The organism is Pseudomonas sp. NPDC089547 (assembly GCF_050280665.1).
Taxonomy (GTDB): Bacteria; Pseudomonadota; Gammaproteobacteria; order Pseudomonadales; family Pseudomonadaceae; genus Aquipseudomonas.
Map to the genome: position 1 here is coordinate 89,194 of NZ_JBNNVS010000008.1, position 15,606 is coordinate 104,799.

Below are 15,606 nucleotides of genomic sequence, written 5' to 3' on the forward strand. Positions count from 1 at the left end.
AGGCCGGTACAGCCATAAAGAAAAGCCCCGCCATGCGCGGGGCTTTCCTGTTTCAGGCAATCGGTCAGATCGCCCCGTCACTCCACTGCCCGTTCACCAGGCGGCGCAGCCCCAGCGGGTTACCGTCACGCAGCGCCTCAGGCAGCAATGCCTGCGGGTAGTTCTGGTAGCACACCGGGCGCAGGAAGCGGTCGATGGCCAAGGTGCCGACCGAGGTGCCGCGGGCGTCGGAAGTGGCCGGGTAAGGGCCGCCATGGACCATGGCGTCGCACACTTCGACGCCGGTCGGGTAACCATTGATCAGGATGCGACCGACTTTCTCTTCCAGCAGCGGTACCAGCCAGGCATAGGCCTCGAAGTCTTCCGCTTCGCCGATCAGCGTGGCGGTCAGCTGACCACGCAGGCCGAGCAGGGCAGTGCGCAGTTGCTCGTTATCCTGCACTTCGACGGCCACGGTGGTGGGGCCGAACACTTCTTCCTGCAGCAGCGGGTCGGCATTTACCAGCAGGCTGGCGTCGGCCTTGAACAGCTGGGCGCGGGCCTGGCTGCCTTGCTGAGCCTGGCCGGCCAAGTGCTGGATACCGGCGTGGGCGTGCAGGTGCTCCAGGCCGCCGATGTAGCTGCGCAGGCCGCCGGCGTTGAGCATGGTCTGGCCAGCCTGAGCGTCCAGGTGTTGGCCGAGGTCGGCCAGCAGTTGGCTGAGCTGTGGCGATTGCAAGCCGATGACCATGCCCGGGTTGGTGCAGAACTGGCCTGCGCCCATGCACACGGAGCCGGCCAGTTCGCGGGCGATGGCCTCGCCACGCTTGGCCAGGGCACCCGGCAGGATGATGACCGGGTTGATGCTGGACATCTCGGCAAACACCGGGATCGGCTGCGGGCGTTGCGCGGCCATGCGGCACAGGGCGTCGCCGCCTTTGAGCGAACCGGTAAAGCCGACGGCCTGAATGGCCGGGTGCTTGACCAGCCACTCACCCACGCCGCCACCGAATACCATGTTGAATACGCCCTTGGGCATGCCGGTACGCTCGGCAGCGCGCACGATCGCGCAACCGACCAGGTCGGCGGTGGCCATGTGGCCGCTGTGGGCCTTGAATACCACCGGGCACCCGGCAGCCAGGGCGGCGGCGGTATCACCCCCGGCGGTGGAGAAGGCCAGCGGGAAGTTGCTGGCGCCGAACACGGCAACCGGGCCGACGCCGATGCGCATCTGGCGCAGGTCTACGCGTGGCAGCGGCTGGCGCTCCGGCAAGGCCAGGTCGATGCGGGCACCCAGGTAATCACCACGGCGAAGCACCTGGGCGAACAGGCGCATCTGGCCACTGGTGCGGCCGCGCTCGCCCTGGATGCGGGCCGCCGGCAGGGCGGTTTCGCGGCAGACGATGGCGACGAAGGCGTCGTCCAGTTCATCCAGTTCGGCGGCGATGGCATCGAGGAACTCGGCGCGGCGGGCCGGGGCGAGTAGGCGGAATTCGGCGAAGGCTGCGGCTGCGGCCTTGGCGGCCTGGTCCACTTCGCTTTCGGTGGCCTGGGCAAAGCTGTAAGGCAGGGCTTCGCCAGTGCTGGCGTCCAGGCTCTGCAGGCGCTGGGCGCCAGCGGCGCTGCGCTGGCCGGCGATGAAGTTGTGGCCGAGGATTTCAGGCATGGGGTGCTCCTGTAGGTTGAGAGGAAATCTGTGTGGGAGCGGGCGCGCCCGCGAAGCAGCCGACTCGGTGCAGGGCACCGGCTTCGCCGGTGTTCGCGGGCATGCCCGCTCCCACAATGACCGCGTGGCAACGTTGAATCGGGCAAGGCCTTGGCATCAGGTAATCGGTGCCGGGTTGAACAGGGTGATGTCGTTGTGCAAACGGTGCTGCTCGGCCCAGGTCTGCTTGCGGCCGCTGGCCACGTCCAGGTAGTAATGGAACAGCTCCCAGCCCAGTTCTTCGATAGTCGAACGGCCTGTGGCGATACGCCCGGCGTCGATGTCGATCAGGTCGGGCCAACGTTGCGCCAGTTCGCTGCGGGTGCACACCTTGACCACTGGCGCCATGGCCAGGCCATACGGGGTGCCACGGCCGGTAGTGAACACATGCAGGTTCATGCCAGCGGCCAGTTGCAGGGTGCCGCAGACGAAGTCGCTGGCCGGGGTGGCGCAGAACATCAGGCCCTTGCGCGTAACCCGCTCGCCCGGGCCAAGTACGCCTTGAATGGCGCCGCTGCCGGACTTCACGATCGAACCCAGCGACTTCTCGACGATATTGGACAGGCCACCTTTCTTGTTGCCCGGCGTGGTGTTGGCACTGCGGTCGGCGGCGCCTTGCTCGAGGTAGCGGTCGTACCAGTCCATTTCCCGTATCAGTGCACCGGCGACCTCCTGGTTTTCGGCGCGTGAGGTCAGCATGTAGATGGCATCGCGCACCTCGGTTACTTCCGAGAACAGCACGGTGGCGCCAGCGCGCACCAGCAGGTCGGAGGCATAGCCCAGTGCCGGGTTGGCAGTAATGCCCGAGAAGGCGTCGCTACCGCCACACTGCATGCCGAGTATCAGTTCACTGGCTGGCACTGTTTCGCGGCGGCGCTGGTCGAGCTTCTTCAAGCGGGTTTCGGCCAGTTCCATGATCTGCCCGATCATTTCCACAAAGCCCAGGCTGGCGTCCTGCAGGCGGTACAGCCACGGGTCGCTGAGGTCCACCGAAGGGTCGTTGTCGTGCATCACCTGGCCGGCCTGCAGCTTTTCGCAGCCCAGGCTGATGACCAGTGCCTCGCCGCCCAGGTTGGGGTTGCGGGCCAGGTTGCGCACGGTGCGGATCGGGATGTAGGCATCGCGTGCGTTGATCGCCACGCCGCAGCCGTAGCTGTGGGTGATGGCCACCACGTCATCGACGTTGGGGTATTTGGGCAGCAGTTCGCTGCGGATACGCTTTACCGCGTGCTCCAGCACGCCGGTCACGCATTGCACGGTCGTGGTGATGCCAAGGATGTTGCGTGTACCGACGGTGCCGTCAGCGTTGCGGTAGCCTTCGAATGTGAAGCCTTCCAGCGGCGGCAAGGGCTGCGGGACAGCGTCGCAGCGCGGCAGGCTGTCCAGTTCCGGGGCGCTCGGCATGGCCAGTTGGCTTTCCTGCACCCAGCTGCCTTGGCGCAGGTCTTCCAGCGCATAGCCGATGATTTGCCCGTAACGGCGCACAGGTTCACCCTTGGCGATGGCGACGGTGGCCACCTTGTGGCTTTGCGGCACACCTTCGACCAAGGTCAGGCCGTCGGCGAAACGGGCGCCTTCGCCCAGGCCGCCGTCGTTGACGACCACCACGACGTTATCGTCGTCGTGCAGGCGGACGTAGCGGGGCGAGTCGGAATGTTCGATCAACTGCATGTTGGGGCCCTACTTGTCAGGTTCTCAGGCTTTTTGTACATCCGCCCGCACCGGGTAGCCCGGCGCGGGCGTGTTCACTCAGTGGCGCGAGCTGGCCAGTTCTCCGTTGGCGGCGGGCTCAGGCTGTGGCTTTGGGGCATCGTCACGCAACTCGATACGTTTGATCGGGCCGACAATCACCAGGTAGCTGAACACTGCCACCAAGGCGTTGGCACCCACGTACACCAGCGCCCACTTGAACGAACCGGTGGCACTGATGATGTAGCCGATCACGATGGGGGTGGTGATCGAGGCGATGTTGCCAAAGGTGTTGAACAGGCCACCGGACAGCCCGGCGATCTGTTTGGGCGAGGTGTCTGCGACCACTGCCCAGCCCAGTGCGCCAATGCCCTTGCCGAAGAACGCCAGGGTCATGAAGCCAACCACCATCCACTCGGCGTCGACGTAGTTGCAGAACACCATGGTGGTGGACAGCAGCAGGCCACACACGATCGGCAGTTTGCGCGAGAAGGTCAGCGAGTTGCCCCGGCGCAGCAGCCAGTCCGAGATTACCCCACCCAGCACACCGCCAATGAAGCCGCAGACCGCTGGCAGCGAGGCGATGAAGCCCGCCTTGAGGATGGTCATGCCGCGTTCCTGCACCAGGTACACCGGGAACCAGGTGAGGAAGAAGTAGGTGATGGCGTTGATGCAGTACTGGCCCAGGTACACGCCCAGCAGCATGCGGCTGGTCAGCAGTTGCTTGATGTAGCCCCATTTCGGGCCGTCGTTGCCGCGCTTCTGGTCCATGTCCACCAGGCCGCCGTTCTGCTCGATGTGTTCGAGCTCGCTTTGGCTGATGCGTGGGTGTTGGCGCGGGTTGTGGATGGTCTTCAGCCATATCATGGAGAACACGATGCCCAGTGCACCCATGACCACGAATACGTGCTCCCAGCCGAAGCTGAACACGATCCAGCCCATGATCGGGGCGAACAGTGCAGTGGCGAAGTACTGCGCCGAGTTGAAGATGGCCGAGGCTGTGCCGCGTTCCTGGGTCGGGAACCAGGCGGCGACGATGCGTGCGTTACCTGGGAACGACGGGGCTTCGGCGAAGCCAACCAGAAAGCGCAGGGTGAACAGGGTCACGACGGCCCAGGCCACCGGCAGGCCACCGACAAAGCCCTGCAGCAGGGTGAACAGCGACCAGGTGAAGATGCTGAAGGCGTAGACGTTCTTGGAGCCGAAACGATCGAGCAGCCAGCCACCAGGTATCTGGCCAGCCACGTAAGCCCATCCGAAGGCAGAGAAGATATAACCGAGGGTAACGGCGTCAATGCCGAGGTCTTTCTGCAGGCTGGAACCTGCGATTGCAATGGTAGCGCGGTCGGCATAGTTGATCGTGGTCACCAGGAACAGCATGAACAGGATCAGGTAGCGCACATGCGTCTTCTTAGTCGCTTGCATGCTGGTAATACTCCCACTAGTTATTTTTGTGCGGGGCTCACGAATTGTAACCGGAGTGGGGGCTTCCCACTCCGGGGGCGGCAAGGGCAGGCCGCAGGGGTACGCTTATTGCGGACCCATCTTGTCCATCAGGGCTGCGAGCATTTCGTATTCTTCGGGCGTCAGGTCGGTCAGCGGCGTGCGGACCGGGCCTGCGTCGTAACCGGCGATCTTGGCGCCAGCCTTGACGATGCTCACGGCGTAGCCGGCCTTGCGGTTGCGGATGTCCAGGTACGGCAGGAAGAAATCGTCGATCAGCTTGGCCACGGCGGCGTGGTCGTCACGGGCGATGGCGTTGTAGAAGTCCATGGCGGTCTTCGGCACGAAGTTGAACACTGCGGAGGAGTACACCGGCACGCCCAGGGCCTTGTAGGCAGCAGCATACACTTCGGCGGTTGGCAGGCCACCCAGGTAGCTGAAGCGGTCGCCCAGGCGGCGACGGATCGAGACCATCAGTTCGATGTCACCCAGGCCGTCTTTGTAGCCGATCAGGTTCGGGCAGCGCTCGGCCAGTTTTTCCAGCAGGTCGGCATTCAGGCGGCAGACGTTACGGTTGTACACCACCACGCCGATTTTTACCGATTTGCACACCGCTTCAACGTGGGCGGCAACGCCGTCCTGGCTGGCTTCGGTCAGGTAGTGAGGCAGCAGCAGCAGGCCCTTGGCACCCAGGCGTTCGGCTTCTTGCGCGTACTCGATGGCCTGGCGGGTAGAACCACCCACGCCGGCGAGGATAGGTACCGAAGTAGCGCAGGTGTCGACGGCGGTCTTGATCACCTGGCTGTATTCGCTGGCGGCCAGGGAGAAGAACTCACCGGTGCCGCCGGCAGCGAACAAGGCGCTGGCGCCATACGGGGCCAGCCATTCCAGGCGTTTGATGTAGCCAGCCTGGTTGAAATCGCCCTGGGCGTTGAAGTCGGTGACCGGGAAAGACAGCAGGCCGTGGGAGAGGATGGATTTCAGTTCTTGTGGAGTCATTGTTGTAGGCATCCTGTGGCGCTTGGGTGAAGGGTGTTGTTCTGCGTTAGAGATAAGTTATCGTACAACTAGCGAGATGACTAGCCCTTTCTCGAGATTTTTTATGGGAGACAGGAAGGAGGGGGTTATCGCCTGTACTGGCCTCTTCGCGGGTGAACCCGCTCCCACAGGGGTCTTGGAGATACCTGTGGGAGCGGGCGCGCCCGCGAAGAGGCCGGTACAGGCGAAATGTATGGAACGAAAAGATACCGCTAGCAGACTACCTGCAATCAGTCATCGTATCTCTTGGCGGAGGAGGGAAAAAATGATCGCGGAGACAGGCACAAGGCCGCCGCCCGATTCCACGGGAAGTGTTCTGGGACCAGCAGAGGGTGACCGGGGAAACGGGGGCGGCCTTGCGCCGCCCCGCGATCAAAGCAGAGGAAACTGAAGGTCAGGCAGCTTGCTGGCGCTTGATCTGCGCCTTGCGTACCTGGGCGCGGCAAGCATCGCCGAACGCCTGGAAAATCTTGATCGAATCAGGGTTCTTCGCGGCTTGCCACTCAGGGTGCCACTGCACGGCGAACAGAAACGGCGAAATGCTCGGGGCGTGAATGGCTTCGACCAGGCCATCTTCGGCGTGGGCGATGGCTTCGATACCGGCGCCGAGCTTGTGCAGCCCTTGGCCATGCAGCGAGTTCACGCGAATCTCGTCGGTACCCAGGGTGTCTTGCAGCCAGCTGCCCGGCTTGATCTTCACCCCATGCACCTGAGCGTACTGTACTTCAACCGGGTCTTCCGGGTTTTCCCGGTGATCATTGAAGCCAGGCTCGGCGTAAACCTTTTGGTAAATGTCGCCGCCCAAGGCCACGTTGATTTCTTGCATGCCACGGCAGATGCCGAAAATTGGCAGACCACGCTTGATCGCCGCCTTGACCAGCGGGATGTCGAACAAATCGCGGTTCTGGTCCTGGCCTTTGCCTGGGGTCTGGTTTTCCTGGCCGTACAGGGCCGGGTCGATGTTGCTGCCGGCACCGGTCAGGTACACGCCGTCGGCCATGTCCAGGTAGGTCTCGAGGTCTTCAGTGCCGCAGCAGGTGGGCACCAGTACCGGGACGCAATCGGAGAACTCGACCAGCGGGGTGATGTATTTGTGGGTCATGACCTGATAGTCATGGCCTTTGCGCTCTTGGCTGCCCATGGTCATCAGGACGACGGGTTTGCGCAGGGAAGGTTGCTTGTTGCCAATGTTGCTGTTGGACATATGTCACCTTGGGACAGGTTCGGCCTGTCGTTGTTGTGCAGGTGCACGGCGCGGGGCCCTGGGTGCAGCCTGTAGCTCCGAGCACTGCCGGCTCGTCAGAGGCGACGATTCCGGTCGGGGCATGTAGATAGCTTGCCAGAGCCGTTCGATATGTCAAACGACTGAAGAGGGCTTCAACGCGGGGAATACGCCGGTTTTTGGGGGCCTAAACCGATGCGGGCCTGTGGCGGCGTGGGTTTGGCGGGGGTGCTGGTCAATAATATTTAACGACGCAGTTGGGTCTTTGCAGCGGTGCAATAAACAAGAAGCTTCAGGCAAGCGCGGTCCCTGTAGGAGCGGCCTTGTGTCGCGATGGGCTGCGCAGCAGCCCCGGCGATTTGTGCATGTTCCGAGATCTTGGGGCTGCTGCGCAGCCCATCGCGACACAAGGCCGCTCCTACAGGGGAGCGGGAAAGCCCTGATCGATGTTGGCTCAGTGCAGTATCTGCGCCAGAAACGCCTTGGCCCGTTCGGTGCGCGGCTGGTTGAAGAACACCTGTGGCGGGCTGTCTTCAATGATCTGCCCGCCCTCAAGGAACAGCACCCGCTCGGCTACCTGCCGGGCGAAACCCATTTCATGGGTGACACACAGCATGGTCATGCCCGTGCCGGCCAGCTGCACCAGCACATCCAGCACCTCGGCGACCATTTCCGGGTCCAGGGCCGAGGTAGGTTCGTCAAACAGCATGATCCGCGGCTTCATGCACAGCGCGCGTGCAATTGCCACCCGCTGCTGCTGGCCGCCGGACAATTGGCTGGGGTACTTGTGCGCCTGGCTTTCGATACCGACCTTGCTCAGGTACATGCGCGCCCGCTCTTCGGCGTCCTTGCGCGACAGCCCGCGCACGCTGGTGGGGGCCAGCAGGCAGTTGTCGAGCACGCTCATGTGCGGAAACAGGTTGAAGTGCTGGAACACCATGCCGATGTCGCTGCGCACTTGCGCCGCCTCACGGGTGGTGGCGGCCAGGTCGATGCCGCCTACCTGGATGCTGCCCTGCTGGGCCACTTCCAGGCGGTTGATGCAGCGGATCAGCGTCGACTTGCCCGAGCCGGACGGCCCGCACAGCACAATGCGTTCGCCCTCACGCACCTGCAGGTCAATGTTGCGCAGTACGTGGAATTCGCCGTAGTGCTTGTTCAGGCCTTCGATGCGGATAAGCACCTGGCGTGGGTCGGGCTCGGGGGCAAGGCTGGCAAGGCTCAGTGATGCGGTCATGTTGTTTTTCTCCCGCGTGGGTTCAGTCGAAACGGGTCGCGCTGTAGGGCGCAGGGTCGGTGAAGGGGCGTTCGCCAGTGACCAGCTCGGCCAGCAGCCGGCCGCTGACCGGGCCCAGGGTGAGGCCGTGGTGGGCGTGGCCGAAGTTGAACCACAGCCCCGGGTGGCGCGGCGCAGGGCCGATCACCGGCCGCATGTCGGGCAGGCACGGGCGGCGGCCCAGCCACGGCGTGTCGTCCAGCCGTTCGCCCAAGGCCGGGAACAGCTTGCGCGCCAGGGCCTCGCAGCGGCCCAGCTGAATCTGGTTGCCAGGCGCAGTGGGGGCGTCGAACTCGATGCCGGTGGTCAGGCGCACGCCGCGCGCCATCGGTGCCAGCACGTAGCCGCCCTGGGTGTCACAGATGGAGTGCTCAAGCACAGCGCCGTCACGTGTGCCGTAGTGCATGTGGTAGCCGCGCTTGATCGCCAGCGGAATCTGGTAGCCCAGGCCACTGAACAGGTCGGCTGACTGCGGGCCGAGGCAGGCGACCACCTCGTCGGCGGTGATCGGGCCGCGACGGCTGTCTATCCGCCATTGGCCATTGGCCTGCCGCAGGCTGCGCGCATCTCCATGCAGGAACTGCCCACCACGTTGCAGGAACAGCGCCGCATAGCCCCGGGTGAGGGCGCCGGGGTTGTTCACGGTCTTGGGGTCGAGCCAGTGGATGCCGCCCACCACGGTGGCGTCCAGCTGGTGCTCGCGGGCCTGCAGCTGGCCGCATTCCAGGATCTCGAATTGCAGGCCATAGCGGCTCAGGCCCTTGGCGTCGGCCTTGGCTTGCTCGAACAGCGCCGAGTCGCGGAACACTTCGATCCAGCCTTTGGCCTGCACCAGGCCTTCAAGGCCGCCGGCCTTGATCAGCGCGTCGTGCTCTTCGACACAGCGCTGCACCAGCGGCAACATGTCTGCGGCGGCCCCGGCCAGGCGCCCCGGGGCCGACTGGCGCCAGTAGCGCCACAGCCACGGTGCGGCTTTGGGCAGGTGCGCCAGGTTGTAGCGCACGTCGGGCTGGCGGTTCAGGCCGTAGCGTAGCAGTGCGCCAAGCTGCCTGGGGAATGCGTAGGGGATGACGCTGGAGCGCTCGATCAGCCCGGCGTTGCCGTGGCTGGTGCCGCTGCCCGGTTCGTCGCGGTCGATCAAGACGACCTGGCGCCCGCGGGCCTGCAAGTGCAGGGCAGTGCTGACGCCGACGATGCCGGCGCCGAGGACAAGGGTCTGGCAATGCATGGAACGTATCCTTCGGTCAGTTCAGGTGGCGGCCCAGGCGGCCTTCCAGGTGTTTCAGCAGGCGCCGCACCAGTTCGACGATCACCAGGTAGAGCACAGCGGCCCACAGGTAGATCTGGAAGTCGAAACTGCGCGAGAAGGCCAGTTTGGTCACGCCCATCAGGTCGTAGATGGTCACCAGCGAGGCAATGGCGCTGGCCTTGATCATCAGAATCAGTTCGTTGCCCAGCGGGCCGATGGCCACCAGCAGCGATTGCGGCAGGATCACCTTGAAGAAGGTGGTCGAGCGTTTCAGGTTCAGCGCCCGCGCCGCCTCATGCTGGCCGGGGGCGACAGCCAGCAGGCTGCCGCGGAAGATCTCGGCCTGGTAGGCGGCGGTGTTCAGGGTGAAGGCCAACAAGGTGCAGAACCACGCCTCGCGGAAGAACCACCACAGGCCTACGTCCTGCCAGAAGCCCTTGAGCGAGCCCAGGCCGTAATAAAGCAGGAACAGTTGAGCCAGCAGTGGCGAGCCGCGGAAGAAGTACACGTAGCCGGCCGCCATACGTTGCAGTACCAGGCTACGTGACAGGCGCGCCAGCGCCAGCAACAAGCCAAGCACCGCGCCCAGGCTGAACGAGATCGCCACCAGTTTGGCGGTGACCAGCAGGCCATCGAGAAAGCGCGGGCCGTAACGTTCCAGCAGGTCCGGGTCGAGCACCAGTGCCAGCAGTTGATCGAAGCTCATGCGCGTGCTCCTTGCAGGTGGCGGTTGCTGCGCCGTTCGATGAAGGCAAACACTCGCCCGGAAAGCGCCGCGAACAGCAGGTAACCCAGGCAAGCGACGCCATAGAAGAACATCGGCTCTTTGGTCACGCTGACGGCCAGGTTGGTCTGACGCATCAGGTCGACCAGCGAAATGGTCGATACCAGCGAAGTGTCCTTGAGCAGCGACAGCCAGTTGTTGGACAAGCCGGGCAGGGCGATGCGGGTAAGTTGCGGCAGCAGCACCTTGAAGAACCCGGTACGTTTGCTCAGGCCTAGTGCCGAGCAGGCTTCCAGTTGGCCCTTGGGCAGTGTCTTGAACGCCGCCAGCCAGATCTCGCTGGAGAACGCGGCGAACACCAGGCTGAAGGCGATCATCGCGGCGAGGAAGGTGTTGATCAGGAACTCACCCTCATAGCCCATGGCCGCGAGGATTTTCTGTGCGGCGATCTGGCAGCCGTAATAGATGATCAGCAGTGTGAGCAGCTCGGGCAGGCCGCGGAACACGGTAGAGAACGTGGTGGCCCAGGCCCGTGGCAGGCGCTTGCGCGAGCGTGCCGCCAGGGCGACCAGCAGGCCCAGCGGCAGGCCGATGGGCAGGCAGGCCAGGGCCAGCGAAACGGTAACCAGCGCGCCGGCCAGCAGCGCCTGGCCCCAGCCTCCGCTGGCGAAGGACAGCAAGGACAATTGATCGAGCATGACGAACCCCTAAGCGTGGCAACGCGGTCTCTTTGTAGGAGCGGCCTTGTGTCGCGATCGGGCCGCAAGGCGGCCCCATGATTCATGCTGCGGCACAGAATGTCGGGGCCGCTGTGCGGCCCGATCGCGACACAAGGCCGCTCCTACAGGGATTGCGCAGTTTCCTGAAGATCAGTTGTAGATATCGAAAGCAAAGTACTTGCTGGCGATCTTCTGGTAGGTGCCGTTGGCCACGATCTGTTGTAGCGCGGTGTTCAGGCGCTGGCGCAGGGCCTCGTCGTCCTTGCGCACGGCAATGGCGGCATCGGCCTTGGTGTCGGCCACGTCGCCGAGGATCTTGCAGCAGTCCCCGCCGTTCTTGGTCATCCACTCATGCAGCGGGAACTTGTCGGCAATCACCCCGTCCAGGCGCCCGGCAGCCAGGTCGGCGTTGGCTTCGTCCATGGTCGGGTACAACTTCACATCGGCACCGGCCTTGCCATACACGTCTTCGGCGTAGATGGCCTGGGTGGACGATGACTGGGCGCCGACGGTGTAGCCGACAAAGTCGGTCTGGGCGCTGTCGATCTTGCTGTCCTTGGCTACCGCAACTGTCAGCGGGGTGCGGTAGTAGTGGTCGGTGAAGGCGATTTTCTTGCGCCGTTCTTCGGTATTGATCATCGAAGCGACAACGGCGTCGTACTTGCGCGCCATCAGGGCGGGGATGATGCCTTCCCAGTCCTGGGCCACCAGTGTGCACTCGACTTTCATCTGCTCGCACAGGGCATGGGTGATGTCGATGTCGAAACCGTGCAACTGATTATTGGCGTCGACATAGTTGAAGGGCGGGTAGGCGCCCTCGGTGGCGAAGCGCAGGGTTTCGGCACTGGCGGCACCCGTCAGCAGCAGGGCGCACGCACCCACCAAGGCCATGGTCTTGTTCATCTCGCACCTCATTGCACTCTTGCTATTGTTGTTTGCCCGTCGACCACGAGGTGTAGCCGACGAACTCGTTATGTAGAGCGGCAGTCGCTTCCAAGCGTTTTTCAACATCAGGCCCGAGTTTCTTGCAGACCTCGTTGACCATCAGGTGTACCCACGACAGCATCGTCGAGGTGGATTCCCAGAACAGGTTGAACTCGGTGGGGATGCGGAACACCTCATCGGCGTTGGCATCGGCCCAGTCACAGAAGGTGTCGGTCACCAGGGTGACCGCAATGCCTGCCTCGCGTGCCTTCTGGCACAGCAACAGGGCGTGGCGGGAATAACGGCGCGCTTCGAACACCACCAGGGCACTGTCTTCGGCGCGGCCCAGCAGCACGTCGCCAAAGTGCCCGGCGCTGATATCCACCAGCTGCACACCATCGCGCAGGTATTGCAGCAAGTGGCTCATGCACATGGCGACGCCGCGCTCGGTCTGGAAACCGGCAACAAACACCCGTGGCTTGCTCGCCAGGCGTTGCGCCACGCTGTGCCAGGTGGGGCTTTGGCGGTACTCGTGCACGCGCATCAACGCGGCGATTTCCAGCTCCAGGCTGCCGGCGTTGTCACTGGCGTCCTGGTTCTGGCGGTAATCTTGCAGGCGGTCGCCCACCAGCCACGGGCCATCGCCCAGATCGTTTTGCAGGTCTTGTTTTAATGCCTTGAGGTGGGCATAACCCAATGAACGGCAAAAGCGCCCGACGCTGGATTCGCTGACACCCAGCTTGGCCGCGATGCTGGCCGAGGTCTGAAACGGCAGTTCGTGCAGGTTGGCAAGCATGTAGGTAGCGATCTTGCGGCCCGAAGCAGCGGCCCCTTCGAGGCTGTTTTCCAGGCGTTGCTTGATCGGTTGGCTCATGCTGTGGCTCCAGGGGGTAAGGCTTGGGGGAGAAAATGAATGTTTTCTGTCATCAAGTCAACATTTGACAGATTGCTGTCACATGCAGGAAAGTTTTTGTCGTTGCAACGCTGTAGCCATTCCAATACCAACAAGGAGCTTCAGATGTCCGCACCTTCCACCAGCACCGTTGTGCGTGTGCCTTTTACCGAACTGCAGGGCCTGTTGCAGGCTGTGTTCCAGCGCCATGGCTGCAGCGAACGCGTGGCCGGGGTGCTGGCTCACAACTGCGCCAGTGCCCAGCGTGACGGCGCGCACAGCCATGGGGTGTTCCGCATGCCTGGGTATGTGTCGACCCTGGCCAGTGGCTGGGTCGATGGCCAGGCCACGCCAAAGGTCAGTGATGTGGCTGCCGGCTATGTCAGTGTCGATGCCGCTGGCGGCTTCGCCCAGCCGGCGCTGGCTGCAGCCCGCGAGCTGTTGGTGGCCAAGGCGCGCAATGCCGGCATTGCCGTGCTGGCTATCCACAACTCGCACCACTTCGCGGCACTGTGGCCAGATGTTGAACCGTTTGCCGAAGAGGGCCTGGTGGCCCTGAGCGTGGTCAACAGCATGACCTGCGTGGTGCCGCATGGCGCCCGCAAGCCACTGTTCGGCACCAACCCCATTGCGTTTGCTGCGCCTTGCGCCGAACACGACCCGATCGTCTTCGACATGGCTACCAGCGCCATGGCGCACGGCGATGTACAGATTGCCGCGCGTGCCGGCCAGCAACTGCCGGAAGGCATGGGGGTGAATGCCAATGGCGAGCCGACCACCGACCCGCTGGCGATCCTGGAGGGCGGCGCCTTGTTGCCGTTTGGCGGGCACAAGGGCTCGGCGCTGTCGATGATGGTCGAGCTGCTGGCGGCGGCGCTGACCGGCGGTAATTTCTCCTGGGAGTTCGACTGGTCCGGGCACCCGGGGGCGAAAACCCCATGGACGGGGCAGCTGATCATCGTCATCGACCCGCACAAGGCCGAGGGCGAGCGGTTTGCCCTGCGCAGCCGCGAGTTGGTGGAACAGATGCAGGCGGTGGGGCTGACGCGCATGCCGGGTGAGCGGCGTTATCGCGAGCGTGAGGTGGCCGAGGAGGAGGGGGTGGCGGTGACTGAGCAGGAATTGCAGGGCCTGAAAGACTTGCTTGGCTGACTGCCGCGCGCTGTAGGGGGCTGTGCGGTCTGTGTAGGAGCGGCCTTGTGTCGCGATGGGCCGCAAAGCGGCCCCAGGGTTTCAGCGCAGGTGCACATATTGCCGGGGCTGCTGCGCAGCCCTTTCGCGACACAAGGCCGCTCCTACAGGGCCGTGCGAGCGACAGATAACCTGGCCATGCAATGTTGCATAGACAACCTTGCACAATGGTGGATGTTCCTGAGCCCGCACTCCGGGTATGCTCAGGTCTGCCTTTTCGAACTGTCCTGATCCAAGGAGCTGCACGCTGTGTTCAAACATGTCGATGCCTATGCCGGCGACCCGATCCTCTCGCTGATGGAAACCTTCAAGGCCGACCCGCGCGCCGACAAGGTCAACCTGAGTATCGGCCTGTACTACGATGAGGCTGGCGTAGTGCCGCAACTGGCGGCTGTGGATGCGGTGGAAAAACGCATCGCCGGCCAAGACCACGAAGCCTCCCTTTACCTGCCGATGGAAGGCCTGGCCAGCTACCGCCAGGCCATCCAGGCGCTGCTGTTCGGTGCCGATCACCCCGCCGTGACCGGCGGCCGCGTGGCCACGGTGCAGACCGTGGGTGGCTCCGGTGCCCTGAAAGTCGGTGCCGACTTCCTCAAGCGCTATTTCCCGCAGTCCGAAGTCTGGGTCAGCAACCCGACCTGGGACAACCACCGCGCCATCTTCGAAGGTGCCGGGTTCAAGGTGCACACCTATCCGTACTTCGACCAGGCCACCCGTGGCGTGGACTTCGACGGCATGCTGGCCACCCTGCAAAGCCTGCCAGCCAACAGCGTGGTACTGCTGCACCCCTGCTGCCACAACCCCACCGGCGCCGACCTGGAACAACACCAGTGGCAACAGGTGGTCGAAGTGGTCAAGGCGCGCCAGCTGATCCCGTTCCTCGACATCGCCTACCAGGGCTTTGCCGAAGGCCTGGTGGAAGACGCCTACGCCATCCGCGAAATGGCCCGTGCCGGCGTGCCGTGCCTGGTCAGCAACTCGTTCTCGAAAATCTTCTCGCTGTACGGCGAGCGGGTCGGCGGCCTGTCGGTGGTGTGTGATGACGACGCCACTGCCCAGAGCGTACTTGGCCAGCTCAAGGCCACCGTACGTCGCAACTACTCCAGCCCGCCAGCCTTCGGCGCCCAGCTGGTTGCAGGCGTGCTCGGCGATGCCGGCCTCAATGCCCAGTGGGCCGAAGAGGTCGAAGTGATGCGCAAGCGTATCCTCGACATGCGCCAGGCGCTGGTCGATGCCCTGGCGGTGCTGCTGCCAGGCCAGGACTTCCAGTTCTTCCTGCGCCAGCGTGGCATGTTCAGCTACACCGGCTTCAGCGTCGAGCAAGTGCGCCGCCTGCGTGACGAGTTCGGTGTCTACCTTATCGACAGCGGCCGGGTGTGCATGTCCGGCTTGCGCCCAGCCAACCTGCAGCAGGTTGCCGAAGCGTTCGCTGCTGTTCAGAAGTAACACCTGCAAGGGGCCTTCGCGGCCCCTTACAGTGCCTGCCCCTCCAACCCGCTTGTAAAGACAAGTGCAACCGCTCCTCGGAAAAGGGCTTCGCAAGTGCAACCTTTCC

13 protein-coding genes are annotated in these 15,606 nt (G+C 63.8%); 2 read left to right on the plus strand and 11 right to left on the minus strand.

Features of this window, described 5'->3' with window-relative positions; all coding sequences use genetic code 11:
• Window positions 1–64: 64 nt before the first annotated feature.
• From ACQKPZ_RS08120 to ACQKPZ_RS08170, 11 genes are all read right to left on the minus strand, one after another.
• Window positions 65–1,645: an aldehyde dehydrogenase (NADP(+)) gene (locus tag ACQKPZ_RS08120; RefSeq protein WP_427536784.1), complete on the minus strand. Its 1,581-nt coding sequence runs from the start codon at window positions 1,643–1,645 to the stop codon at window positions 65–67.
• Between the two features lie 156 nt (window positions 1,646–1,801).
• On the minus strand, window positions 1,802–3,355 hold the full coding sequence (gene garD / locus ACQKPZ_RS08125) for a galactarate dehydratase (protein ID WP_427536786.1): 1,554 nt from the start codon (window positions 3,353–3,355) through the stop codon (window positions 1,802–1,804).
• A 78-nt stretch (window positions 3,356–3,433) separates the two neighbouring features.
• Window positions 3,434–4,798: an MFS transporter gene (locus ACQKPZ_RS08130; protein ID WP_427536788.1), complete on the minus strand. Its 1,365-nt coding sequence runs from the start codon at window positions 4,796–4,798 to the stop codon at window positions 3,434–3,436.
• Between the two features lie 105 nt (window positions 4,799–4,903).
• Complete coding sequence (gene kdgD / locus ACQKPZ_RS08135; protein WP_427536790.1) at window positions 4,904–5,815, minus strand: 5-dehydro-4-deoxyglucarate dehydratase; 912 nt, start codon at window positions 5,813–5,815, stop codon at window positions 4,904–4,906.
• 433 nt (window positions 5,816–6,248) lie between these two features.
• Window positions 6,249–7,058 (minus strand): gamma-glutamyl-gamma-aminobutyrate hydrolase family protein, encoded by an 810-nt coding sequence (locus ACQKPZ_RS08140; protein WP_403197100.1) that lies wholly within the window; start codon window positions 7,056–7,058, stop codon window positions 6,249–6,251.
• Between the two features lie 472 nt (window positions 7,059–7,530).
• On the minus strand, window positions 7,531–8,313 hold the full coding sequence (locus ACQKPZ_RS08145) for an amino acid ABC transporter ATP-binding protein (protein ID WP_403197103.1): 783 nt from the start codon (window positions 8,311–8,313) through the stop codon (window positions 7,531–7,533).
• A 22-nt stretch (window positions 8,314–8,335) separates the two neighbouring features.
• The gene (locus tag ACQKPZ_RS08150) at window positions 8,336–9,580 is read right to left on the minus strand and encodes an FAD-dependent oxidoreductase (RefSeq protein ID WP_427536792.1); all 1,245 of its coding nucleotides are present in this window, start codon (window positions 9,578–9,580) and stop codon (window positions 8,336–8,338) included.
• Window positions 9,581–9,596: 16 nt separating this feature from the next.
• Window positions 9,597–10,307 carry an ABC transporter permease gene (locus ACQKPZ_RS08155; RefSeq protein ID WP_427536794.1) on the minus strand — a complete coding sequence of 237 codons (711 nt, stop codon included), beginning with the start codon at window positions 10,305–10,307 and terminating at the stop codon, window positions 9,597–9,599.
• Window positions 10,304–11,023, minus strand: a complete 720-nt coding sequence (locus tag ACQKPZ_RS08160; RefSeq protein ID WP_391134015.1) for an ABC transporter permease — start codon at window positions 11,021–11,023, stop codon at window positions 10,304–10,306. Before ACQKPZ_RS08160 ends, ACQKPZ_RS08155 begins: the two co-directional genes overlap by 4 nt.
• Window positions 11,024–11,194: 171 nt before the next feature.
• Window positions 11,195–11,947 carry a transporter substrate-binding domain-containing protein gene (locus tag ACQKPZ_RS08165; protein ID WP_391134012.1) on the minus strand — a complete coding sequence of 251 codons (753 nt, stop codon included), beginning with the start codon at window positions 11,945–11,947 and terminating at the stop codon, window positions 11,195–11,197.
• 22 nt (window positions 11,948–11,969) lie between these two features.
• On the minus strand, window positions 11,970–12,842 hold the full coding sequence (locus ACQKPZ_RS08170; RefSeq protein ID WP_391134009.1) for a MurR/RpiR family transcriptional regulator: 873 nt from the start codon (window positions 12,840–12,842) through the stop codon (window positions 11,970–11,972).
• A gap of 144 nt (window positions 12,843–12,986) precedes the next feature.
• Between ACQKPZ_RS08170 and ACQKPZ_RS08175 the strand changes: the two genes are divergently transcribed.
• Both ACQKPZ_RS08175 and ACQKPZ_RS08180 read left to right on the plus strand, forming a co-directional pair.
• The gene (locus ACQKPZ_RS08175) at window positions 12,987–14,012 is read left to right on the plus strand and encodes an Ldh family oxidoreductase (RefSeq protein WP_427536796.1); all 1,026 of its coding nucleotides are present in this window, start codon (window positions 12,987–12,989) and stop codon (window positions 14,010–14,012) included.
• 288 nt (window positions 14,013–14,300) lie between these two features.
• Complete coding sequence (locus ACQKPZ_RS08180; protein ID WP_427536798.1) at window positions 14,301–15,497, plus strand: aromatic amino acid transaminase; 1,197 nt, start codon at window positions 14,301–14,303, stop codon at window positions 15,495–15,497.
• The last annotated feature ends 109 nt before the right edge of the window (window positions 15,498–15,606 follow it).